Raw genomic sequence first — 21,700 nt, 5'->3', positions numbered from 1 at the left:
GGTGGCGGAGCCGCCGCGTTCTCCGCCAGGACCACCGGCGGCCGCCGCTCCGGCCGCTGACCCGTCGGTCGCCGGCCCGGCCCGCCCTGGCGGTTCCGGGCCCGGCACCGTCGACCGAGCCGGCCGGGACCACTCCCCCGGCCGGCTCGACCAATGGCGTCCGGAAGACGGCTGGTCACGCGTCGGGGACGCGGACCGAGATCTCGTCGCCCAGCAGGAAACCGGCGTTGAGCTCCAGCTCGTCGCCGGACCAGAAGCGGCCGGGGTCGTACCAGTTGGCCTTGCGGTTGCGCGGCAGCAGCCCCATGTCCTCGTAGGTGACCGCGACCACCTCCGCGCAGTACGCCTTCTCCAGGGTCGCGTCGGTGTTCTCGGCCGGCTTCCAGGGTGGCTGGATCTGCGGCACCCGCCCCCGGACCCAGCGCCAGGCGAGCTGCGAGGTGGACGGGAACGGCGTGCCGTCCAGCCGGGCCACCGTCTTGAGGGCCTTGTCCTCCATCGTCCGGGTGGCACCCGGCTCGAGCTGGCGCAACCAGCCACGCTGACCGTACCGACGGGCCCAGACGGTGACCGCGTCGCGCAGGTCGTGCAGCTGCACCCCCCGCTGGAACTTGCCGGACCAGAGGTCGGGCAGGGATTTCCCCAGCTCGGCATGCCACATCAGGGGTGGCATGTCGTCGATCACCAGGGACATCCCGACATGGTTCACCGGGCTGTTGGTGAGGGTCTGAATGGCTCGGTCCGGCCCGGAACGGCCGCGAAAGATCCAGATGTCACCTGTACGGGTCAGTTCAATGGCCTCGTCGAGGCTGATGTCGGCAACCACGTGTCTATTCTCAGCAGATGCGGTGGTGGAAGGTAGCGGGACTGGCGGGCCTGGCGGGAGTCGCGGCGACCGGGGTGGTGATCGCCCGGGCCGAGCGCAAACGCCGGGCGTACTCAGCGGACGAGATCCGGGAGCGGTTGCACGGCCGGGTGGCCGAGGCCGCCGCACCGGCGGAACAGCCCGAATAGGACCTCATTCGGCCAGGTCGGTGTCGCGCAGCAGGGACCAGAGGCCGGCACCGTCCGGGGCGGCGAACCAGGTCTTGCCGCCGGACGGCACGGCCTCGGGCGTCTCGGACGGGCCGGGAATGGCGCCGGCCAGCACCGCCTGGGTGGGCGAGAGCCGCCGGATCGCCACGGCGGCCACATTGTCCGGGTGCTCGCGGGCGAACTCGGAGTAGATCTCCTGGTCGTGCTGGCCGTCGTCACCGATCAGCAGCCAGCGCACCGACGGGAACTCCTTGGCGAGCCGGCGCAGCGAGTTGCGCTTGTGCTCCTGGCCGCTGCGGAACCAGCGGTCCGGGGTCGGCCCCCAGTCGGTGAGCAGAATCGGTCCGACCGGGTAGAGGTGCCGGGTGAGGAAGCGGGTCAGGGTGGGTGCGACGTTCCAGGCGCCGGTGGAGAGATAGATCACCGGGCTGCCCGGGTTGGCGTTGATCAGCCGCTCGTAGAGCACCGCCATGCCGGGCACGGCGGCCCGGGCGTGCTCGTCGAGGACGAACGTGTTCCACGCGGCGAGCATCGGGCGGGGCAGGGCGGTGACCATCACCGTGTCGTCGATGTCGGAGATCAGGCCGAACTTCACCGCCGGGTCGATCACCCGGATCGGAGCGTCCACCGGGGTGGCGCCCTCGCAGTGCAGTCGCACGCTGGCCCAGCCCGGGTCGAGGTCGCCCTTGACGCGGCAGTCGACGTAACCGCTGCGGTCGGTCCGGGTCTCGGTGACGCTGCCGCCGACCTCGATGCGCACCACCGCGTCGCTGACCGGGGTGGTGGTGAAGCTGCGCCAGCCGCGCACCTTCTCCCGGCGCCGGCGGACCAGCCGGGGGCGGGAGAGCAGGACCCGGCCCATCACCCGGGCCCAGCCCGGCGCGCCGTACCCGGTGTAGGCCGTGATGTACGGCTTCCAGCCCCGGTTGCGCAGGTTCCGCTCGATGATCTCGTGCACGGCGTCCTCGACCAGGGCCGCCCGATGCATCCGGGCCACCGCCTTGGACGTCTCCGCCGGTGTTACCGCCACCATCTCCTCCTCGCCGTTCCGGTCGATCGCCGCCGCCGCAAACGTTACCGGGCCGGTGTCACAGGGAACGCGTGAACGTGAACACCATCCAGGTTGGACATCAGGCCGCCGCCGGGAATTCGGTGGCCGTCCACTGCTCGGTCCACCACTGCTGGTCGGTCGGCTCCGGGTCGTCCACCCGCAACGGCGCGGCCGTCGCCTCGGCCCGCAGGCTGCACAACGCCTCGTCGGCCGCGAGCACGCCCCGCCAGGCGATCTGCTCCTTCTCCACGGCCTCGCGGTAGCCCGCCAGCCGGTGCGCCCGGACCGCCTGGGCGAGCACCGCCTCCTGCAGGACCGGATGCAGCCGGGGATTCCAGCCGCGGTGCGCGAAGACGTCGTTGAGCTGGTCGATGGAGAGGTCCTGGGAGCGGCACAGGGCGCTGGCCGCGCGGTGCAGGTAGCGCTGCCGGTCGACGTTCTCGCCGGGCTTGCGGCGCAGACTGACCAGCGGGTACGCGGCGGCACTCGCGATCCGGTGGCAGGCCTGGTCGGCCTTCTCGTACGCCGCCCAGGCCTCGTCGACCGCCGTCTGGGCGGCCACCCACTCGGCACGGCGCCGGCGCGCGGTGCCGGCCGCCCGGTCGGCGGCGATCGCGACCTCCTCGGCGTACCGCTGCCGCTCGGTCACGACCGGGGCCGGCTCGGTCAGCACGCGGGGAATCGAGACGGTCGCCGCCGCGACGGCGACGAGCAGGATGATGATCAGCCAGATCGCGACGGCTTGCGGGACGGAGCTCAGAAACGCGGCGGAATCCACGGAACACCCCAAGGGAAGCGAAGGAGACGACGGGGCCGACGGGAGCGGAACGTCAGCGGGTCGGGGGTGCCCGGGAGCCGGCGGTGGCCGGGAGGACGCCGGTCAGCGGCGCGGGGCCGGACACCGGAACCGCGGCGACCTGGCCTTCCTGCGCCAAAGCGGTCACCTGGATAAACCTACCGGCGCGCCGGACAACGCGCACGGGTCGTTCCGGTCACGGCCACGGATGGGGGTCCCCGCCGGTCACCCGGACGAGGGAGGATTTGTTCATGGACTTCGAGTTGGTGGAGCAGGTGACCCGCCTGGACGGCTGGCTGGGCGAGGGCGGCGTGGTGGTGCTCAGCGGTGCGGGGCTCTCCACCGACTCCGGCATCCCGGATTACCGGGGCCCGTCCGGCTCGGCGCGGCGCAATACGCCGATGACGTACCAGACGTTCACCGGCGACCCGCTCGCCCGCCGACGTTACTGGGCGCGCAGCCATCTCGGCTGGCGCACGATCGGGCTGGCCCGGCCGAACGACGGGCACCGGGCGGTGGCCCGCTGGCAGGAGTGGGGCCTGCTGCACGGGGTGATCACGCAGAACGTGGACGGCCTGCACCAGGCGGCCGGCGCCCGGGACGTGGTCGAGCTGCACGGCAACCTGGCCCGGGTCACCTGCCTGGACTGCGGTGCCCCGAGCGCCCGGGAGGAGCTGGAGCGGCGGCTGACCGCGGCGAACCCGGGCTTCACCGCGGTCGCGGCGGCGGTGAACGCGGACGGCGACGTCGAGCTGGACGATGCCGGGCTGGACGGGTTCACCGTCGTGGACTGTCTGGCCTGCGGCGGGACGCTCAAGCCGGACGTGGTGTATTTCGGCGAGACGGTGCCGGCCGACCGGGTGTCCCGGGCGTTCGAGCTGGTCGCCGGGGCACGCATGCTGCTGGTTCTGGGCTCGTCGCTGACCGTGCTCTCCGGGCGCCGGTTCGTGCTGCGGGCGGCGAAGCAGGGCGTGCGGGTGGCGATCGTGAACCGGGGTGTGACCCGTGGGGAGCCCTACGCGGATTTGATGGTCGACGCGCCACTCGGGGTGGTCCTCCCGAATCTTGCCCCGGAGACCGATACCTACCGATTGTTGTCGCACTGAACGAACCCGGAATCGCGCTGGTTACCGGACCGAAACCTAAATAGATCTGTCGACACGTTGACGTGACCACCCTCACTGCGGTTGACTGCCGAAACCGGTCCCGAAACCGGTTCCGAACCTCCGGCGCAACCCGCCGGAAACAAAACCTCGGAGGAGTTGTGCCGATCACCATCGCCGACGTGGCGGCCCGGGCAAAGGTCAGCAAGACGACCGTGTCCCGGGTTCTCAACGGCAAGGGTGAGCTGGACGAGTCGACCGCCGCCCGGGTCCGCGCGGTGATCGACGAGCTCGGCTACGTCCCCAGCGCCCGCGCGGTCAACCTGGCCCGCGGCCGCACCCGGGTGATCGGCATGCTGGTGCCCTCGCTGACCTGGCCCTGGATGGGCGAGGTCGTGCAGGGCGCGGTCGACGTGCTGGAGGCCGAGGAGTACGGCCTGCTGCTGTTCACCTTCAACCGGGGCGACGACTCGATGCGGCAGTTCGCCGCGCAGGTCGCCGCCAAGTCGTTCGACGGCCTGCTGGCGATCGAGCCGGAGGGCACCCTCGGCTACCTCACCACGCTGCACACCCGCGGCCTGCCGATGGTGCTGATCGACGATCGGGACCAGATCCCGGTCGGCCAGATCCCGACCGTCGGCACGACCAACCACAGCGGGGCGGCCGACGCGGCCCGGCACCTGCTGGAGATCGGGCGCCACAAGCCGCTCGTGATCACCGGACCGTCCCGGTTCGGCTGCACCGTACAGCGCAACGACGGCTTCGTCTCGACCTTCGCCGAGGCGGGCCGCCCCATCCCGGAGACTTATGTGCTGCCCGGCGACTTCACCGTCGCCTGCGGCGCCGACGGGGTCAAGCAGGCGATCGCCTCCGGACTCGACTTCGACGCCGTCTTCTGCCACAACGACCTGTCCGCCTTCGGCGCCGTGCAGGCCGTCCTGGACGCCGGCCGGCGGGTGCCGGAGGACGTCGCGGTGGTCGGCTTCGACGACATCCCGATGGCGGCACACCACCAGCCACCCCTGTCCACAGTGCATCAGCCGATGCGCGAGATGGGCGAAGCCGCGGCCCGCACGCTGCTCGCCCACTTCGAGGGCACCACGCTCCCGAACCGGCCGACGGTGATCCCGGCGACGTTCACCGCGCGCGCCTCCACACAGGCTTAACCGAACCCCTTCCACCGACCGAACCCAAAATTTCTTCGACCGGCCAGCGGGCCGGTCGGGCACTCCCGCGCACCTCGGGGCCGGCTGCCGCCGGTCACGCGATGCCGCACGCCCTCCGGGCACCCCTCCACCCGAATTCCGCCAAATCCGAGGAGATTCTCCGATGCAGAGAAGGAAGCTGTTCGCGGTCGCCCTGGCGGGTGTGCTCGCCACGGGCGGCCTGGCCGCGTGCGGTGACTCGCCGAACGCCAACAAGGACGCCAGCAACAGCAAGGGCGCCGACTTCCTGTCGATCGGCATGCCGAACGGCACGGTCAGCGAGAACAACAACCCGTTCGTCGGCACCTCGGCGGGTGCCTCGCTCGGCTACCGCTGGACCATCTACGAGCCCCTCGGCATGTGGAACAACGTCAAGCCGGCCGACCCGGCCAAGCCGTGGCTGGCCAGCGACATCAAGTGGGCCGCCGACTACAAGGCCCTCGACGTGACCATCCGCGACAACGCCACCTGGTCCGACGGCCAGAAGCTGACCGCCGAGGACGTCGCGTACACGTTCAACCTGATCAAGTCGAACGAGGCGCTGAACATCTTCGCGATCCCGTTCGACCAGATCACCGTCGACGGCAGCAAGGTCAAGATCACCTTCAAGACCTCGCAGTTCACCACCTGGCACAAGATCATCAGCCAGATCCCGATCGTGCCGAAGCACCTCTGGGAGAAGATCTCGGACCCGGCCACCGACCCGATCAAGACCCCGGTCGGCAGCGGCCCGTACACCCTGAAGACGTTCAGCCAGCAGGGCATCGTGCTCGAGCGTCGAGAGAGCGGTTACTGGCAGGACAAGCCGGCCATCAAGGAACTTCGTTACACGTCGTACACCGACAACAACGCGCAGACCACGGCCCTGGCCACCGGCCAGTCCGAGTGGAGCTTCGTCTTCATCCCCAGCTACCAGCAGACCTTCGTCGCCAAGGACCCCGAGCACTTCAAGGTCTGGGCGCCGGGCGTGCTGGGCATCCACGGCCTCTACATCAACACCACCCAGAAGCCGTTCGACGACCCGGCGCTGCGCCGGGCGATGAACAAGGTCGTCAACCGGGCCGACATCTTCAACCAGGCCGAGGCGAGCTACTTCCACCCCGAGCTGAAGAGCGTCACGGGCCTGCCGGAGGGCGCGGGTGACGCGTTCATCACCGAGGCCTACAAGGGACAGACCCTCGCGGTCGACGTCGACGGCGCCAAGAAGATCCTCACCGACGCCGGCTACAAGCTCGAGGGCACCACGCTGAAGGACAAGGCCGGCAAGCCGGTCACCATCAAGCTCAGCGACCCGGCGCCGTGGTCGGACTACCAGACCACGCTCGAGATCATCAAGAGCAACCTGGCCGAGATCGGTATCGCGGCCACGGTCGAGAAGCCGAACCAGAACGTCTGGGACCAGAACGTGCAGAAGGGCGACTTCGGCGCCGTCATGCGCTGGACCAACGGTGGCTCGACGCCGTTCGACATCTACCAGACCGTCATGGACGGCGACCTGCTCAAGCCGATCGGCACCGCGGCACAGCAGGGTAACTTCGGGCGCTTCAAGAGCCCGGAGGCGACCGCCGCGCTGAAGGCCTACGCGAACGCGACCAGCGACGCGGACCGCACCACGGCCCTGGCCGCGATCCAGAAGGTCTTCGTGGAGCAGGCTCCGATGCTGCCGGTCGGCTCGGACAACGTCGGTGGCGCCTACAGCACCAAGAACTGGGTCGGCTGGCCGTCGGACAGCGACCCGTACGCCCCGATGCAGCCCACCCAGTCCGGCGCGCTCGACGTGATCATGCACCTCAAGCCCGCCAGCTCCTGATCGTCTCCAGCGGGCGCCCCGGGTCCCGGGGCGCCCGCGCTTCCCTGTTCGCTGCTTTGTAAGGAACCCGGCATGACGTCGATCCCCGACGCGAAAGCGCCGGCCGGCGAGGTGGTGCTTGAGGCGATCGGCCTGACCAAGCACTTCCCCGTCCGCCGGAAGCTGCGCGACCTCTTCTCGAACCGGAAGGATGTGGTTCACGCCGTCGACGACGTGAACCTCACGCTTCACCGAGGCAAAGTGGTGGCCCTGGTCGGTGAGTCCGGCTCGGGCAAGTCCACCATCGCCCGGCTGCTCGCCCAGCTCTACCCCCGCACCGGCGGGGACATCCGGCTGCACGACGAGTCGACCAGGGTCCGGGGAGGCGCGGCGTTCCGCCGGTACTGCTCCCGCGTCCAGATGATCTTCCAGGACCCGTTCGCGTCACTGAACCCGACGCACACCATCCGGTACCACCTCACCCGGGCGCTGAAGATCCACGGCAACGCCGGCCGGACCGCCGCGGACCTCGACGTCGCGCTGACCGAGCTGCTGGAACGCGTGCAGCTCACGCCCCCGGAGCGGTACCTGGACAAGTTCCCGCACGAGCTCTCCGGCGGTCAGCGCCAGCGCGTGGCGATCGCCCGGGCGCTGGGCGCGCGGCCCGAGGCGCTGCTCGCCGACGAGCCGGTCTCCATGCTGGACGTCTCGATCCGCCTCGGCGTCCTGAACCTGCTGCGTGACCTGCGCGACCGGCTCAACCTGGCGATCCTCTACATCACCCACGACATCGCCTCGGCGCGCTACTTCGCCGACCAGACGATGGTGATGTACGCGGGCCGCATGGTCGAGGGGGGCGACAGCGAGACGGTGACCCAGTCGCCGGCTCACCCGTACACGAAATTGCTGATCCATTCCGCGCCGGACCCGGACCGGCTCACCGGGATCTCCGAGGCCGAAGGCGAGGACGCCGGCAACGGCGAACCGCCGAGCCTGATCCACCCGCCCACCGGCTGCCGGTTCCACCCGCGCTGCCCGGTCGCGATGGAGCGCTGCCGCACCGACCTCCCGGTGCCCCTGGAGATCGGCGACGCGCCCGGCCACTGGGCCGCCTGCTGGTTGTACGACCGCGAGGAGGTGTCCCAGTGAAGTACCTGCTCCAGCGGATCGCGTTCTACCTCTTCACCGCGTGGGCCGCGATCACCCTGAACTTCTTCATCCCGCGGATGGTGCCGGGCGACCCGGTGCAGGCCCTGATCACCAAGTACCAGGGCCAGCTCAGCAGCCAGGCGATCGACTCCCTGTACGTGCTCTTCGGACTCGACAAGGACAAGAGCGTCTGGGAGGAGTACGTCGACTACTGGAGTCAGCTCCTGCACGGCGACCTGGGCCTGTCCTTCACGTTCTTCCCCACCCCGGTCTCCGAGATCATCTCGACCAGCCTGCCGTGGACCCTGCTGCTGGTCGGCATCACCACGATCATCAGCTTCTTCCTCGGCACCGGCCTCGGCGTGCTGGCCGGCTGGCGCCGCGGCTCCTGGGCGGACGGCCTGCTGCCGGTGACCACGTTCCTCTCCTCGGTGCCGTACTTCTGGCTCGGCATCATCGCGATCTACCTGCTCACCGGCCCGGACAGCTTCTTCCCGTCGTCCGGCGGCTTCGACAACGGCCTGGTGCCGGCGTGGGACCAGTACTTCATCCCGAACGCGCTGAAGCACAGCCTGCTCCCCGCGCTGACCATCCTGATCTCCTCGGTCAGCGGCTGGATCCTGAGCATGCGCAACATGATGGTGACCGTCGCCAGCGAGGACTACATCACCGTCGCGCACGCCAAGGGGCTCTCCGACCGGCGGGTGGCGATGAGCTACGCCGCCCGGAACGCGCTGCTGCCGAACGTCTCCGGCTTCGCGCTGTCGCTCGGCTTCATCGTCGGTGGCACGCTGCTGGTGGAGATCGTCTTCTCCTACCCGGGCATCGGCTTCCAGCTCTTCCAGGCCTTGGGCGCCCAGGACTACCCGCTGATGCAGGGCGTCTTCCTGATCATCACGATCTCGGTGCTGGTGGCGAACCTGATCGCGGACGTGGCCTACCTGCTCCTCGACCCGCGTACCCGCAAGGAGGGCTGAGCGGTGACAGTTCTCATCTCCAGAGTCGACCAGTTCATGTCCGGCCAGGGCTCGCGGAGGACTGCGCGGTGACGATTCCCACCTCCAGCATCGAGCAGGTCATCCCCGGCCAGGGCTCGATGGCGCAGCCCGAGTCCGGCAAGCCCGCGAAGGCCAAGCGGCAGCGGTTCCGCTTCGTCACCAACAAGAAGGCCGCCACCGGTCTGATCATGCTGAGCATCTACGTGCTCTTCGCGATCATCGGGCCGTGGATCGCGCCGTACGAGCCGGACGCCCGGAGCAACGACCTGATCCAGAGCCCGTCAGGCGCGCACTGGCTCGGCACCACCCACCTCGGCCAGGACGTCTTCAGCCAGCTGCTGGTCGGCACCCGCAGCGTCATGTTCGTCGGCTTCGTCGCCGGCATCGTGGCCACCGTGCTCTCGGTGATCATCGGCGTGACCGCCGGCTACCTGGGCGGCAAGACCGACGAGGGCCTCTCCGCGCTCTCCAACGTGTTCCTGGTCATCCCGGCGCTGCCGCTGATCATCATCATCACGTCCACCCTGGAGAGCGCCGAGGACTGGCTGATCGCTCTGGTCATCGGCCTCACCTCGTGGTCGTGGAACGCCCGGGTGCTGCGGGCGCAGACGCTCTCGCTGCGCCGGCGCGACTTCGTCGACGCGGCCCGGGCGACCGGCGAGAAGACCTGGCGGGTCATCGTCTTCGAGCTGATGCCGAACCTGACCGCGGTGATCGCCTCCGGCTTCGTCGGCACGGTGATCTTCGCGGTGCTCTCCGAGATCACCCTGGCGTTCATCGGCGTCACCTCCAGCACCACCTGGAACTGGGGCACGATCCTGTTCTGGGCGCAGGGCCAGCAGGCGCTCGCCCAGGAGGCGTGGTGGTGGTTCATCCCGGCCGGCCTGGCGATCGCCCTGCTCGGCACCGCGCTCTCCCTGATCAACTTCGGGATCGACGAGTTCGTCAGCCCGCGCCTGCGCAGCGTCGGCAAAACCAAGATCAAGACCGTCGACGGCCGGACGGTACGGATGCGCATCGGGTTCACCCCGGTGCTCAGCAACTCCCCCGCGCCGCACACCCAGGCCAGCCCGACACCTGTCGTGCGGAAGGAGGTCACCCAATGAGCGAGCTTGCGAGCGAATCGATCAGCTCAGTCATTAGCTCATGGCGACGCCGGAGCGAAGCGGAGGTGGCGCTATGAGCGAGCTTGCGAGCGAATCGATCAGCTCAGTCATTAGCTCATGGCGACGCCGGAGCGAAGCGGAGGTGGCGCTATGAGCAAGCCGGTTCTGGAGATTCGCAACCTGAACGTGGAGTACGGCCTGGGCGATCAGGCGGTCCGCGCCGTCCGGGACGTCAACCTGACCCTGCACCGCGGCGAGGTGCTCGGCCTCGCCGGGGAGAGCGGCTCCGGCAAGTCCACCCTGGCGTACGGCATGACTCGCCTGCTCCCGCCGCCCGGCGTGATCACCGGCGGTCAGGTGCTCTACCACCCGGAGCAGGGCGAGGCGTACGACGTGCTCGGCCTCTCCGACCGGGACCTGCGCGCGTTCCGCTGGGCCGAGACGGCGATCGTGTTCCAAGGCGCGATGAACTCGCTCAACCCGGTGCACAAGATCTCCACCCAGCTCACCGACGTGCTCCGGGCGCACCGTCCGGAGATGTCCGAGGCGGCCTGCAACGACCGCGCCCGGGAGATGCTCAAGCTGGTCGGGATCGCCGCGGACCGGATGGACGCGTACCCACACCAGCTCTCCGGCGGCATGCGCCAGCGCGTGATGATCGGCATGGCGCTGATCCTCCAGCCGCAGGTCGTGATCATGGACGAGCCGACCACCGCACTCGACGTGGTGATGCAGCGGCAGATCCTCAGCCAGCTCATCGAACTGCGTGAGCGACTGGGCTTCTCGGTCGTCTTCATCACCCACGACCTGTCGCTGCTGGTCGAGTTCTCGAACCGGATCGCGATCATGTACGGCGGCCGGATCGTCGAGGAGGCGCCGGCGGCGGCCATCTACCGGGACTCGCTGCATCCGTACTCGAAGGGCCTGCTCGGGTCGTTCCCGGCCCTGCGTGGCCCGCGCCGTGAGCTGACCGGCATCCCGGGCTCCCCGCCCGACTTGAAGGGGATGCCGAGCGGGTGCTCGTTCCACCCGCGCTGCCCGAAGGCCTTCGACCCCTGCTCCGGGAACATCCCGGTGCTGGGTCGCCCGGACACTCCGGATGGGCCGACGCGCTCGGTCGCGTGCTGGTTGCACCCGACCGAGCAGCCCGTCGGCTAGCTGGACAGGCGGCCGGCCCCCTGCCGTCGGGGCCGGCCGCCACTTTCTTTTACGGAGAAATATCGTGACATTTACCTGGGGTGTGGCCACCTCCGCCTACCAGATCGAGGGCGCGGCCGCCGAGGACGGTCGCACGCCGTCCATCTGGGACACGTTCGCGCACGATGTCGTCGGCGAGCACGGCGACGTGGCCTGCGACCACTACCACCGGATGCCCGACGACGTGCGGCTGATCAAGAGCCTGGGCGTGGACGCGTACCGCTTCTCGGTCTCCTGGCCCCGGGTGCAGCCCGGCGGGCGCGGCCCCGCCAACGCGGCCGGCCTGGACTTCTACGACCGGCTCGTGGACGAGCTGCTGGGCAACGGCATCGAACCGTGGCTCACCCTCTACCACTGGGACCTGCCGCAGGAGCTGGAGGACGCCGGGGGCTGGCCGCACCGGGACACCGCGTACCGGTTCGCCGACTTCTCGAAGCTGGTCTTCGACCGGCTCCAGGATCGCGTGCGCAACTGGCAGACCCTGAACGAACCGTGGTGCGCGGCCTATCTCGGCTACCAGCACGGGGTGCATGCCCCGGGACGGCGCGACTTCGGCGCCGCGCTGGCCGCCACCCATCACCTGCTGCTGGCGCACGGGCTGGCCGCGTCGATCGTCAAGAGGCCGGACAACTCGGTCGGGCTGGCGCTGAACATCGGAACGGCGACCCCGCACACCGACGACCCGCTGGACCTCGCCGCGGCCCGGCGCGCGGACGGCAACGTCACCCGGATCTTCCTCGACCCGGTGGTCCACGGCCGCTATCCGGCCGACGTCCTGGAAGACCTCGCGGCGCAGGGCCACAGCCTGCCGATCCGGGACGGCGACCTCGCGCTGATCGCGAAGCGGCCCGACGTGCTCGGCGTCAACTTCTACTTCGGGCAGGACTTCGCCGGCCGCGACGAGCAGGGCAACACGCACGACGCGCTGGGCCGGCCGGTGGTCCGGGAGATCCAGCCGGACGCGCCGAAGACCGCGATGGGCTGGCCGGTCACCCCGGACCGGTTCACCACCCTGCTGCTGCGCCTGCACCACGACTACGGGGTGCCGCTCGCGGTCACCGAGAACGGGGCGGTCTACGACGACAGCCCGGACGAGAACGGGTACGTCGCGGACGAGGAGCGGACGGCGTACCTCAGGGCGCACATCGAGGCCACCCTCGCGGCCCGTGCCCAGGGCGCCGACGTGCGCGGATACTTCGCCTGGTCGCTGATGGACAACTTCGAGTGGGCCGAGGGTTACCGCAGCCGGTTCGGGCTGGTCGCGGTCGATTACGAGACCCAGCGGCGGACGCCGAAACAGAGTGCGCTGTGGTTCCAGGACCGCATACGCTCCGGCCTGTGAGTGACTACCTGACCGTCAACCGGGCCAACTGGGACGAACGGGCACCGGCGCACGCCGCCTCGCCCGGCTACGGCGTCTCCCGTTTCGCGAGTGACCCGGCGCATCTGAGCGACGTGGTCCGCTTCGACGTTCCACTGCTCGGCGACGTCACCGGGCAGCGAGCCGTGCACCTGCAGTGCCACATCGGCACGGACACGGTCTCGCTGTCCCGGCTCGGCGCCCGGATGACCGGCCTGGACTTCTCCGGCGAGTCGCTGAAGCAGGCGCGGATCATCGCCGAACAGGCCGGCGCGGACATTCCGTACGTGCAGAGTGACGTCTACGCCGCCCGGGAGGTTCTGGAGGGCGAGTTCGACCTGGTCTACACCGGGATCGGGGCGCTCGGCTGGCTGCCCGACATCCGGCGCTGGGCGGCGACGGTCGCGTCGCTGCTGGCGCCCGGCGGACGACTCTTCATCCGGGAGGGCCACCCGGTGCTCTGGGCCTGCGACTACGACCGCACGGACGACGTCATCGCGCTCGCCGAGCCGTACTTCGAGCTGGCCGAACCGAGGGTGTACGACGAACCGGGCACCTACGTGGACACCGATCAGGAGTTCACGCACACCGTCACGCACGAGTGGAGTCACGGGATCGGCGAGACCGTCACCGCGGTTCTGGACGCCGGCCTGACCCTGACCGGGCTGGTCGAGCACCAGAGCGTGCCGTGGAACGCGCTGCCCGGGCGGATGCGCCGGCTCGACAACGGCGAGTGGCAGCTGGCCGACCGCCCGGAACGCCTCCCCCACACCTACACCCTGCAGGCCCGCAAACCCGCCTGACCCCACTCGACGCCGTCATCTCCAAGACCGCAAACCATTCCGCGGTACGACCGAAGGATGGGTTTTCCTTCTTTGCCGTTCTCCGCGAAGCGGGCGCCGTTTAGAGATCGAACGGTTCCGGGTATCTGCCGCGCATCCCCCCTAAGGAGGCTCTCGATGCGCGCAGGCGCGGTAGTAATCGTCATCTGGCTTCTGCTCGGGCTGGTCGCGGCGTACCAGCGCGGTTACTTCAAGGACACCGGCGACGCGAGTTGCGCGGAGGCCGGAACCGTCATCGTCACCACGATCGCCGGGCCGCTCAACTGGCTCGGGGTCAACCCGAAGATCACGTGCAAGGTGCCGGAGCCGAGCAAGTGACGGCTTGATCTGGAGCGCGCTCCAGGTCCTAGCGTTCCGGCCATGGAGCTACGGAACTTCGGACGACTCGGCCGGATCAGCGCACTCACCCTGGGCGGCGGCGGCATCGGCGGTGTCTGGGGCACGACGGATCGGCGCGAGGCGGTGGCCACCGTGCACGCCGCCCTCGACGCCGGCATCACGATGCTGGACCTGGCGCCGAGCTACGGCGCCGGCTTCGAAGCGGAGCAGGTGGCCGGCGAGGCCCTCCGCTCCGCTTCCGTCCCCGCCGAGGTGATGATCACGTCGAAGGTGGGGTTGCCGGACGACACCGAGCGTGACCTCGCATTTGGGGCGCGCATCCGCCGCGGCCTGCACGCCAGTCTGGACCGGATCGGCCGCACCCACCTCGACCTCTTCCTGCTGCACACCCAGATCCGGGCTCTCTCCCCGGTGCCCGAGACCATCGGATGGGACGAATATCAGGAAGCCGCCGCGGAGTTCGAGCGGCTGCGCGACGAGGGCCTGATCCGGGCCTGGGGCATCACCGCGGTCGGCCATCCGGAGCGAGTGCTCGCCGCGCTCGGGGACACGCCGCGCCCGGACGCGGCGCAGGTTGTCGTCAACGCGCTCGACCTCAACGGTTACTGGTACTTCAACGGGGTCCGGCCGGAGAGCGACGAGATCGTCCAGCGCGCGAACGAGAACGGGGTCTCGGTGATGGGTATCCGCGCGGTCGCGGCCGGGGCCCTCACCACGAGCATCGACCGTCCGATGACGGCCACCGATCCGGTGGCGGCCGATTTCGCGCGGGCCGTTTCGTTCCGCAAGCTCGCCGCGGATTGGGGGACCACTCCGGCCGCGCTGGCACACCGCTACGCGCTGTCGGTGCCCGGCGTCCCGACCGTGGTGCTCGGTGTGAAGAACCGCAGCGAACTGGACGAATGCCTGGCCGCCGAGGCCGCCGGGCCACTGTCCGGAGCCGAGTTGGACACGCTGCGGGCTCTGCGCGCCGCCCGCTGACGGTTCGGTGCGGGGCCGGGACCTGCTCCCGGCCCCGCACCGTGCGGGCCGGCCGGATGGTCAGGACACCCAGGGCGGGCTGATCACCGAGCCGTCCGGCAGGGTCCCCCTCATGCCGACGCTGGTGGTCACCCACGCCTCGGCGGTCTCGGCGGTCGCGTTGTCGACGCCGAACTCGACGCCGACCGGCACCCGGAACACGTCACCCGCCGTCACCTCCTCGGTGACACCGTCGAGATGGACGCGGATCCGGCCGGCGAGCACCAGGATCACCTCCTCGCGGCTGACCCGGTGCCGGACCCCCACGGTCCCGCCGGCGATCTCCAGCCGCCAGGCGCAGAGCTCCGCGCTGCCCGCCGACGGCGAGACGTACGAATGAAAGGCCGAACCGTGCAGACGGTGCACGACCGCCTCGTCCCGACGATGGATCGCCATGCTTTCTCCCTCAAATTTAGTCAAGCAGCTTGACTAAATAGTCAAGCAACTTGACCTGTATGTCAAACTTCTTTCGTGCGACGTGATCTTCTGGACCTGCCGGTGCTGCTGCTCGGCGCCGCATCCACCCTGGTCGACGGCATCCACGAGGGCGTCCGGGCGCGCGGCTTCACCGACCTGCGCCCGGCGCACGGCTTCGCCTTCGTCCGCCTCGCCCCCGACGGCGCCACCGTCGCCGAACTGGCCGACCACCTGGGCGTCACCAAGCAGGCCGCCAGCCAGACCGCCGACGAGCTGGTCCGCAAGGGCTACGTCGAGCGCCGCCCGCACCCCACCGACGCCCGCGCCCGCCTGCTGGTCCTCACCGCACGGGGCTGGGCGTGCACCCGCGCCGCCGACGAGTCAGCCGAGGAGGTCCTCCGCGCCTGGGCCGACGCCCTCGGCCCGGACCAGCTTGCCGGCGTCCGCGCGGCCCTGTCCCGCCTCGCCGTCCCCGGCCGCATCCGCCCCACCTGGTGACCCGGATGCGACCCGTCTGGCTGCTGGACGTCGACGGCGTCCTCAACGCGAACCGTCCCGGTTGGGGCGCCGCACCGCGCCGCGGCTACGCCCACGCCGGCGGCTTCAGGTACACCATGCGCTGGGCTCCGGCGCTGCTCGATCGCATCCGTGCGCTGCATCGCACCGGAACCGTCGAGATCCGCTGGTGCACCACCTGGTGCGGGCACGCCGACCAGCTGGAACGCCTCTTCGGCCTGCCCCATTTCGAACCCTGCTGGCTCGACAACCTGAACCCACGCGAGGCCGCGACGGCCAAGCTGGCCGCCGCCCGGCAGGTGGTGGCTTCCGGCCACCCGTTGATCTGGACCGACGACGCCGACATCTCGCCCTCGGCGCACGACGAGCTGTCCGGGCTGGACCGCGTACTCCTGATCACGCCGAAGCCGAACCGCGGACTGCAGCCGGAGCACCTCGACGCGATCGAGACCTTCGTCATGACCTTCGGCACTTCCCGGCCGACGCCGTGATCACTATCCTCCGCGCGACGTACGAAGATCACGGAGGAGCGTCATGAACCAGAAACTTCAGACCCGCGCATTCGAGCAGATCGCGCACCTTCTGCAGCCCGGCGAGCAGCCGGTCGCCGCGACCCGCGCGCAGGTCGGCAGCTTCTCCTCGAGCCGCCTCGGCACCGTCATGAAGCAGGCCCTGATCATGGAGGCCGGCGGCGCACTGGGCGCCGCGCTCGTCAACACCGGGCGGCAGTTCGTGGTGGTGACCACCCATCGGATGATCTTCCTGTCCCAGAGCTTCCTGGGCGGCCCGGGCAAGAGGGTGCTCGGCGAGATGCCGCGCCAGCACGTCGCCGTCGCCGAGGTCAAGATGGGCATCGTCAGCCTGGTCCGGATCGCCTTCGGCAACGCCGGCGACGGCATCGCGCTGACCTTCCCGCGGGTCGACAAGAAGAACGCCGAGGCCCTGGTCGCCGCCCTCCAGCAGGCCTTCATCCACTGACCCCAGGCATCCTGCCCGGGGTGTTCGGAAAAGCGAACCGCCCGCCGGAAGGTTCCGGCGGGCGGTCAGGAAGTGCCGGGTCAGTCGCGTTCGATGTGGTGCCCGATCAGCTGCGGGCCCATCATCACCGCGACGCCGGAGCCGTCCCGGCGAGCATCGGGCTCGGGCAGCTCGACCGGCTCGCCGGTGCTGCTCGCGCCGACCGGGCGCGGGCCGACCCAGGCCACCGTCAGCTCGCACTCGCCCCGCAGGAACCGCTGCGCCCGGACCCCGCCGGTCGCGCGGCCCTTCGCCGGGTACGACGCGAACGGCGACACCTTCACCTGGGCGCCCGTCGAGGTGACGACCATCGGCTCCCCGTGCGACGGATCCGACGTGGACACCGCGTTGAACGAGATCACGCTGGCCTCCGGCGACAGGTTGACACCCGCCATGCCACCGCCCTTGAGGCCCTGTGGCCGGACCAGCTTGGCCGGGAACCGCAGCAGGTTCGCGTCCGACGTGATGAAGACCAGCGACTCGGCGCCGTTCATCAGCCAGGTGGCCTCGAGGACCTCGTCACCCTCCTTGAGGGTGATCACCTCGAACTCGTCGGACCGCACCGGCCACTCCGGCGCGCAGACCTTGACCACGCCCTGCCGGGTGCCGAGCGCGATGCCCGGGGAGTCGCCGGCAGTCAGCGGCGCGAGCCCGACCACCCGCTCGCCCTTCTCCAGCGGCACCAGCTCGGACGCCGACATGCCACCGCGCAGCGACACCGTCCCGGACTGCTCCGGCAGCACCGGCAGCGGCAGCACGTCGGTCTTGAACGCCCGCCCCCGGTTGGTGATCAGCAGGATCCGGCCGCGGGCCGTGGAGTGGATGATCGCGCGGACCGTGTCGTGCTTGACCCGGCCGCTGCGCTTGCGCGCCTCGGTCGACTCCTCGCTCTCCGCCGCCGTCCGGGCGATCAGCCCGGTGGCGGAGAGGATCACCTGACACGGGTCGTCCGCGACCTCGAGCGGGCCGGCCGGCACCGAGGCGGCGAGCACCTCCTTGAGGTCACCGTCGATCAGCGTGGTCTGCCGCGGCCGCCCGAACTCGGCGGTCACCTCGGCCAGCTCGTCCGAGACCACCTGCTTGAGCACGTCCTCGTTGTCCAGGATCCGGCTGAGCTCGGCGATCTCGTTGCGCAGCCGCTCCTGCTCCGTCTCCAGCTCGATCCGGTCGAAGCGGGTGAGCCGGCGCAGCGGCGTGTCCAGGATGTACGTCGCCTGGATGTCGCTGAGGCCGAACTCGCTCATCAGACCCGACTTGGCCGCGGCCGCGTCGTCGCTGGCCCGGATGATCGCGACCACCCGGTCGATGTCGATCAGGGCGATGAGCAGACCGTCCACCAGGTGCAGGCGGTCCTGGCGCTTGGTCCGGCGGTACTCGGTCCGCCGGGTGACCACGTCGTAGCGGTGCTGGACGAAGACCTCCAGCAGCGCCTTGAGCCCGAGGGTCCGCGGCTGCCCGTCGACCAGCACCAGGTTGTTGATGCCGAACGAGCTCTCCAGCGGGGTCAGCCGGTAGAGGTCCGCCAGCAGCGCCTGCGGGTTGACGCCGACCTTGCACTCGATCACCAGGCGGGTGCCGTGCTCGCGGTCGGTCAGGTCCTTGACGTCGGCGATGCCCTGCAACCGGGCGGCCTGCCGCTGCCCGCGCCGCGGGCCCGAGGTGATCAACTTGCCCTTCACCTCGTCGGTGATCGCCTCGATGATCTTCTCGGCACCGATGCCGTACGGCAGCTCGGTGATCGTGATCGCCTGCCGCCCGCGCCCACCCTCGAGCAGGCCGGTCTGCGCCCGGGCGCGCATCCGCACCACGCCACGACCGGTCTCGTACGCCCTGCGCACCTCATCGAGGCCGAGCAGCTGACCACCGGTGGGCAGGTCGGGACCGGGCACGAAGCGCATCAGCTCGTCGAGCTCGGCCTCGGGGTTGGTGATCAGGTGCCGGGCGGCCGCCACCACCTCGCCGAGGTTGTGCGGGATCATGTTGGTCGCCATCCCGACCGCGATCCCGGACGTGCCGTTGACCAGCAGGTTCGGGAACGCCGCCGGCAGCACCCGGGGCTCGATGTCGTCGCCGTCGTAGGTCGGCTTGAAGTCGACCGTGCCCTCGCCCAGCTCGCCGACGAGCAGCATCGCCTCGCGGGACATCCGCGCCTCGGTGTACCGCGCGGCGGCCGGCCCGTCGTCGGGCGAGCCGAAGTTGCCGTGGCCGTCGATCAGCGGGGCGTTGAGCGAGAAGTCCTGGGCGAGCCGGACCAGAGCGTCGTAGATCGCCACGTCGCCGTGCGGGTGGTACTTACCCATCACGTCGCCGACCACGCGGGCGGACTTCACGTACGCCCGGTCGGGGCGGTGACCCTGCTCGGACATCGACCAGAGGATCCGGCGGTGCACCGGCTTGAGGCCGTCCCGCGCGTCGGGCAGCGCGCGTGAGTGGATCACCGAGTACGCGTACTCCAGATAGGAGTCCTCGACCTCGGTGGTCAGCGGGTTGTCGATGACGTTGGCGCCGGCCTGGTCGAACGCGGACAGGTCGACGCGGTTCTCGGTGTTCTTGCGGCGTGCCATGAAACAGCGACCTCTCAGGCGTCGATCGTCTCCTGATCGATGCGGCCAGCCGCCTCGATCAGCCAGTTCTTCCGGGGCTCGACACGCTCGCCCATCAGCAGCTCGAGGGTGGCCTCGGCGCGGTCGACGTCGTTCAGGGTGATCCGCCGGACGGTACGGCTCGCCGGGTTCATCGTGGTGTCCCACAGCTCGTCGGCGTCCATCTCGCCGAGGCCCTTGAACCGCGGCACCGGCTTCTGCACGGTCTTGCCGGCGCGCTCGAAGCGGGCGACGGTCGACTCCATCTCCTGCTGCGTGTACGTGAAGATGGTCTCCGAGTTACGCCCCTTGGTGACCACCTTGTGCAGCGGCGGCATGGCGGCGAAGAGCCGGCCCTCCTCGATCACCGGGCGCATGTACTTCGCGAAGAGCGTGATCAGCAGCGTCCGGATGTGCGAGCCGTCCACATCGGCGTCCGCCATGATCATGACGCGGCCGTACCGCATCGCGCCGATCTCGAAGGTCCGCCCGGAGCCGGCACCCAGCACCTGCACGATCGCCGAGCACTCGGCGTTGTCCAGGACCTGCTGGAGCGACGCTTTCTGGACGTTGAGGATCTTGCCGCGGATCGGCAGCAGCGCCTGGTACTCCGAGGAACGGGCCATCCGGGCGGTGCCGAGGGCGCTGTCACCCTCGACGATGTAGAGCTCGCTGCGGGCGATGCCGGTGGCCCGGCAGTCGACCAGCTTGGGCGGCATCGACGCGCCCTCCAGGGCGGTCTTGCGCCGGGCCGCGTCCTTCTGCTGCTTCTGGGTGAGCCGGACGCGGGCCGCGTCCACCACCTTCTGCAGGACGGTGCGGGCCTCGACCTTGGTGCGCCGGCCCTCGATCCACTCCTTCAGGTACGCCTCGACCAGCGTCTGCAGCACCCGGGTGAGGCCGGCGGTGGAGAGCTCGTCCTTGGTCTGCGAGGTGAACTGCGGCTCCGGCACCCGCACGTGCAGGACCGCGGTCATGCCCTCCAGCAGGTCATCCAGGACCGGCGGCTCCTCCTTGGGCTTGAGCAGGCCGCGGGTGTTGCGGATGGCCTCGGTCAGGGCGCGCACCAGGGCCCGCTCGAAGCCCTTGCGGTGCGTGCCGCCGTGCACGTTGCGGATGGTGTTGGTGAAGCACTCGACGGTGCGCTCGTAACCGGTGCCCCAGCGGAAGGCGACCTCGATCTGCGCGGTCCGCAGCACGTTCGACTGCATGACGCCGTTGGCGTCGGCGGCGTTCTCCTTGTACGTCCCCTCGCCGGTGACCATCAGGATCCCGGAGACCGGCTTGTCGGCGGCCGGCGTCAGGAACTCCACCATGTCGACCAGGCCGTTGGGGTAGTGGAACGTCTCGGTCTGCGGCTCCTCGGCGTTCGCGTCGAAGAGCGTGTACTGCACACCGGGGACCAGGAACGCGGTGTTGCGCAGCTTGGCGCGGACGGCGTCGACGTCCAGGCGGGCGCCGGTCTCGAAATACCGGGCGTCGTACCAGTACCGGGTCGAGGTGCCGGTGGGCTCGCCGCGCTTCATCCGGCGGACGACCCGCAGACCGGCCTCCCGGGTGAACGGCGCGTCCGGGCCGGGGCCGTCGAAGACGCCGGGCACGCCGCGCTGGAAGGAGATCTCGTGCACCTTGCCGTCGCGCTTGACGGTGACGTCGTAGCGGAGCGCCAGCGCGTTGACCGCGGAGGCGCCGACGCCGTGCAGACCACCGGACGCCTTGTAACCCGAGCCGCCGAACTTGCCGCCGGCGTGCAGCCGGGTGAGCACCAGCTCGACGCCGCTCAGGCCGCTCTTGGCGTGCACGTCGGTGGGGATGCCCCGGCCGTCGTCGTCGACCTGGACCGAGCCGTCGCCGTGCAGCGTGACGGCGATCCGGGTGGCGTGGCCGCCGACGCCCTCGTCGGTGCAGTTGTCGATGATCTCGTTGGCGAGGTGGTTGATGCCGCGGCTGTCGGTGGACCCGATGTACATGCCTGGGCGTTTCCGGACAGCGTCCAGCCCTTCCAGGTGCGTGAGGTCGTCAGCCCCGTACAAGGTCTCTGGCTGTGCGGTCACGAGATGGCTCTCCCGGTCGCCGTCGGTGGTCAGAACGGCGCGAGCCTACCCGGCGCGTCCGACACTTCCGCCTCAGGCGAGCCAGGTCATACCCTGTGGACCCGAAAATTCGGGAAAAAGGTTA

General features: G+C 70.0%; 21 protein-coding genes. 15 read left to right on the top strand and 6 right to left on the bottom strand.

All coding sequences use genetic code 11. The annotated features are described in order from the left end of the window. Window positions 1-175 precede the first annotated feature (175 nt). Complete coding sequence (locus tag CHC09_RS29265) at window positions 176-826, bottom strand: hypothetical protein (protein WP_089296450.1); 651 nt, start codon at window positions 824-826, stop codon at window positions 176-178. Between the two features lie 17 nt (window positions 827-843). Here CHC09_RS29265 and CHC09_RS46630 point away from each other — a divergent pair, with 17 nt between their 5' ends. Next, on the top strand, window positions 844-1,014 hold the full coding sequence (locus tag CHC09_RS46630; RefSeq protein ID WP_179277330.1) for a hypothetical protein: 171 nt from the start codon (window positions 844-846) through the stop codon (window positions 1,012-1,014). A 4-nt stretch (window positions 1,015-1,018) separates the two neighbouring features. Here CHC09_RS46630 and CHC09_RS29260 read toward each other — a convergent pair whose 3' ends face one another. Together CHC09_RS29260 and CHC09_RS29255 are read right to left on the bottom strand one after the other, a co-directional pair. Continuing rightward, the gene (locus CHC09_RS29260; protein WP_089296449.1) at window positions 1,019-2,068 is read right to left on the bottom strand and encodes an App1 family protein phosphatidate phosphatase; all 1,050 of its coding nucleotides are present in this window, start codon (window positions 2,066-2,068) and stop codon (window positions 1,019-1,021) included. 97 nt (window positions 2,069-2,165) lie between these two features. Further along, complete coding sequence (locus CHC09_RS29255) at window positions 2,166-2,864, bottom strand: hypothetical protein (RefSeq protein WP_089296448.1); 699 nt, start codon at window positions 2,862-2,864, stop codon at window positions 2,166-2,168. A gap of 269 nt (window positions 2,865-3,133) precedes the next feature. Between CHC09_RS29255 and CHC09_RS29250 the strand changes: the two genes are divergently transcribed. From CHC09_RS29250 to CHC09_RS29200, 11 genes are all read left to right on the top strand, one after another. Continuing rightward, entirely contained in the window at window positions 3,134-3,988 is an 855-nt protein-coding gene (locus CHC09_RS29250) for an NAD-dependent protein deacetylase (protein ID WP_089296447.1), read from the top strand. Between the two features lie 158 nt (window positions 3,989-4,146). After that, window positions 4,147-5,151, top strand: coding sequence for a LacI family DNA-binding transcriptional regulator (locus tag CHC09_RS29245; RefSeq protein WP_089296446.1), 1,005 nt, complete (start codon window positions 4,147-4,149; stop codon window positions 5,149-5,151). Between the two features lie 163 nt (window positions 5,152-5,314). Then, the gene (locus CHC09_RS29240; protein ID WP_089296445.1) at window positions 5,315-7,000 is read left to right on the top strand and encodes an ABC transporter substrate-binding protein; all 1,686 of its coding nucleotides are present in this window, start codon (window positions 5,315-5,317) and stop codon (window positions 6,998-7,000) included. Between the two features lie 72 nt (window positions 7,001-7,072). Next, window positions 7,073-8,128 (top strand): ABC transporter ATP-binding protein, encoded by a 1,056-nt coding sequence (locus tag CHC09_RS29235; protein WP_089296444.1) that lies wholly within the window; start codon window positions 7,073-7,075, stop codon window positions 8,126-8,128. Then, complete coding sequence (locus CHC09_RS29230; protein WP_089296443.1) at window positions 8,125-9,105, top strand: ABC transporter permease; 981 nt, start codon at window positions 8,125-8,127, stop codon at window positions 9,103-9,105. The genes CHC09_RS29235 and CHC09_RS29230 overlap by 4 nt, the downstream gene beginning before the upstream one ends. 68 nt (window positions 9,106-9,173) lie before the next feature. Further along, window positions 9,174-10,232 (top strand): ABC transporter permease, encoded by a 1,059-nt coding sequence (locus tag CHC09_RS29225; RefSeq protein ID WP_089296442.1) that lies wholly within the window; start codon window positions 9,174-9,176, stop codon window positions 10,230-10,232. Between the two features lie 150 nt (window positions 10,233-10,382). Then, the gene (locus tag CHC09_RS29220; protein ID WP_089296441.1) at window positions 10,383-11,390 is read left to right on the top strand and encodes an ABC transporter ATP-binding protein; all 1,008 of its coding nucleotides are present in this window, start codon (window positions 10,383-10,385) and stop codon (window positions 11,388-11,390) included. Window positions 11,391-11,454: 64 nt separating this feature from the next. Next, on the top strand, window positions 11,455-12,771 hold the full coding sequence (locus CHC09_RS29215; RefSeq protein ID WP_239138556.1) for a GH1 family beta-glucosidase: 1,317 nt from the start codon (window positions 11,455-11,457) through the stop codon (window positions 12,769-12,771). Then, the gene (locus tag CHC09_RS29210) at window positions 12,768-13,592 is read left to right on the top strand and encodes a class I SAM-dependent methyltransferase (RefSeq protein WP_089296439.1); all 825 of its coding nucleotides are present in this window, start codon (window positions 12,768-12,770) and stop codon (window positions 13,590-13,592) included. Before CHC09_RS29215 ends, CHC09_RS29210 begins: the two co-directional genes overlap by 4 nt. Window positions 13,593-13,748: 156 nt before the next feature. Then, window positions 13,749-13,949 (top strand): hypothetical protein, encoded by a 201-nt coding sequence (locus tag CHC09_RS29205; RefSeq protein ID WP_089296438.1) that lies wholly within the window; start codon window positions 13,749-13,751, stop codon window positions 13,947-13,949. Between the two features lie 42 nt (window positions 13,950-13,991). Next, window positions 13,992-14,951 carry an aldo/keto reductase gene (locus CHC09_RS29200; protein ID WP_089296437.1) on the top strand — a complete coding sequence of 320 codons (960 nt, stop codon included), beginning with the start codon at window positions 13,992-13,994 and terminating at the stop codon, window positions 14,949-14,951. A 60-nt stretch (window positions 14,952-15,011) separates the two neighbouring features. On the opposite strand, the gene CHC09_RS29195 is transcribed toward CHC09_RS29200, so the two are convergent. Then, window positions 15,012-15,386 carry a cupin domain-containing protein gene (locus CHC09_RS29195; RefSeq protein WP_089296436.1) on the bottom strand — a complete coding sequence of 125 codons (375 nt, stop codon included), beginning with the start codon at window positions 15,384-15,386 and terminating at the stop codon, window positions 15,012-15,014. Between the two features lie 75 nt (window positions 15,387-15,461). Here CHC09_RS29195 and CHC09_RS29190 point away from each other — a divergent pair, with 75 nt between their 5' ends. The 3 genes from CHC09_RS29190 to CHC09_RS29180 are packed head-to-tail and all read left to right on the top strand — an operon-like array spanning window position 15,462 to window position 16,901. Continuing rightward, window positions 15,462-15,905, top strand: a complete 444-nt coding sequence (locus CHC09_RS29190; protein ID WP_239138555.1) for a MarR family winged helix-turn-helix transcriptional regulator — start codon at window positions 15,462-15,464, stop codon at window positions 15,903-15,905. 5 nt (window positions 15,906-15,910) lie between these two features. After that, window positions 15,911-16,414, top strand: coding sequence for an HAD domain-containing protein (locus CHC09_RS29185; protein WP_089296435.1), 504 nt, complete (start codon window positions 15,911-15,913; stop codon window positions 16,412-16,414). 43 nt (window positions 16,415-16,457) lie between these two features. After that, on the top strand, window positions 16,458-16,901 hold the full coding sequence (locus tag CHC09_RS29180) for a hypothetical protein (protein ID WP_089296434.1): 444 nt from the start codon (window positions 16,458-16,460) through the stop codon (window positions 16,899-16,901). Window positions 16,902-16,981: 80 nt separating this feature from the next. Here CHC09_RS29180 and CHC09_RS29175 read toward each other — a convergent pair whose 3' ends face one another. Beyond that, window positions 16,982-19,504, bottom strand: a complete 2,523-nt coding sequence (locus tag CHC09_RS29175; RefSeq protein WP_089296433.1) for a DNA gyrase/topoisomerase IV subunit A — start codon at window positions 19,502-19,504, stop codon at window positions 16,982-16,984. Between the two features lie 14 nt (window positions 19,505-19,518). Then, window positions 19,519-21,576, bottom strand: coding sequence for a DNA gyrase/topoisomerase IV subunit B (locus tag CHC09_RS29170; protein WP_089296432.1), 2,058 nt, complete (start codon window positions 21,574-21,576; stop codon window positions 19,519-19,521). Between the last annotated feature and the right edge of the window lie 124 nt (window positions 21,577-21,700).

It is taken from the genome of Actinoplanes regularis (genome assembly GCF_900188005.1).
In the GTDB taxonomy this organism is placed as follows: domain Bacteria; phylum Actinomycetota; class Actinomycetes; order Mycobacteriales; family Micromonosporaceae; genus Actinoplanes; species Actinoplanes regularis.
Note: the sequence above shows the minus strand (reverse complement) of the source record. Positions and strands in the feature narration are given on the sequence as shown.

Bases quoted from the DNA above. Each gene is read 5' to 3' on its own strand.
- CHC09_RS46630 (WP_179277330.1), top strand. From the start codon at position 844: ATGCGGTGGTGGAAGGTAGCGGGACTGGCGGGCCTGGCGGGAGTCGCG.
- CHC09_RS29260 (WP_089296449.1), bottom strand. From the start codon at position 2,068: ATGGTGGCGGTAACACCGGCGGAGACGTCCAAGGCGGTGGCCCGGATG.
- CHC09_RS29250 (WP_089296447.1), top strand. From the start codon at position 3,134: ATGGACTTCGAGTTGGTGGAGCAGGTGACCCGCCTGGACGGCTGGCTG.
- CHC09_RS29240 (WP_089296445.1), top strand. From the start codon at position 5,315: ATGCAGAGAAGGAAGCTGTTCGCGGTCGCCCTGGCGGGTGTGCTCGCC.
- CHC09_RS29235 (WP_089296444.1), top strand. From the start codon at position 7,073: ATGACGTCGATCCCCGACGCGAAAGCGCCGGCCGGCGAGGTGGTGCTT.
- CHC09_RS29220 (WP_089296441.1), top strand. From the start codon at position 10,383: ATGAGCAAGCCGGTTCTGGAGATTCGCAACCTGAACGTGGAGTACGGC.
- CHC09_RS29205 (WP_089296438.1), top strand. From the start codon at position 13,749: ATGCGCGCAGGCGCGGTAGTAATCGTCATCTGGCTTCTGCTCGGGCTG.
- CHC09_RS29200 (WP_089296437.1), top strand. From the start codon at position 13,992: ATGGAGCTACGGAACTTCGGACGACTCGGCCGGATCAGCGCACTCACC.
- CHC09_RS29195 (WP_089296436.1), bottom strand. From the start codon at position 15,386: ATGGCGATCCATCGTCGGGACGAGGCGGTCGTGCACCGTCTGCACGGT.
- CHC09_RS29185 (WP_089296435.1), top strand. From the start codon at position 15,911: ATGCGACCCGTCTGGCTGCTGGACGTCGACGGCGTCCTCAACGCGAAC.
- CHC09_RS29180 (WP_089296434.1), top strand. From the start codon at position 16,458: ATGAACCAGAAACTTCAGACCCGCGCATTCGAGCAGATCGCGCACCTT.
- CHC09_RS29175 (WP_089296433.1), bottom strand. From the start codon at position 19,504: ATGGCACGCCGCAAGAACACCGAGAACCGCGTCGACCTGTCCGCGTTC.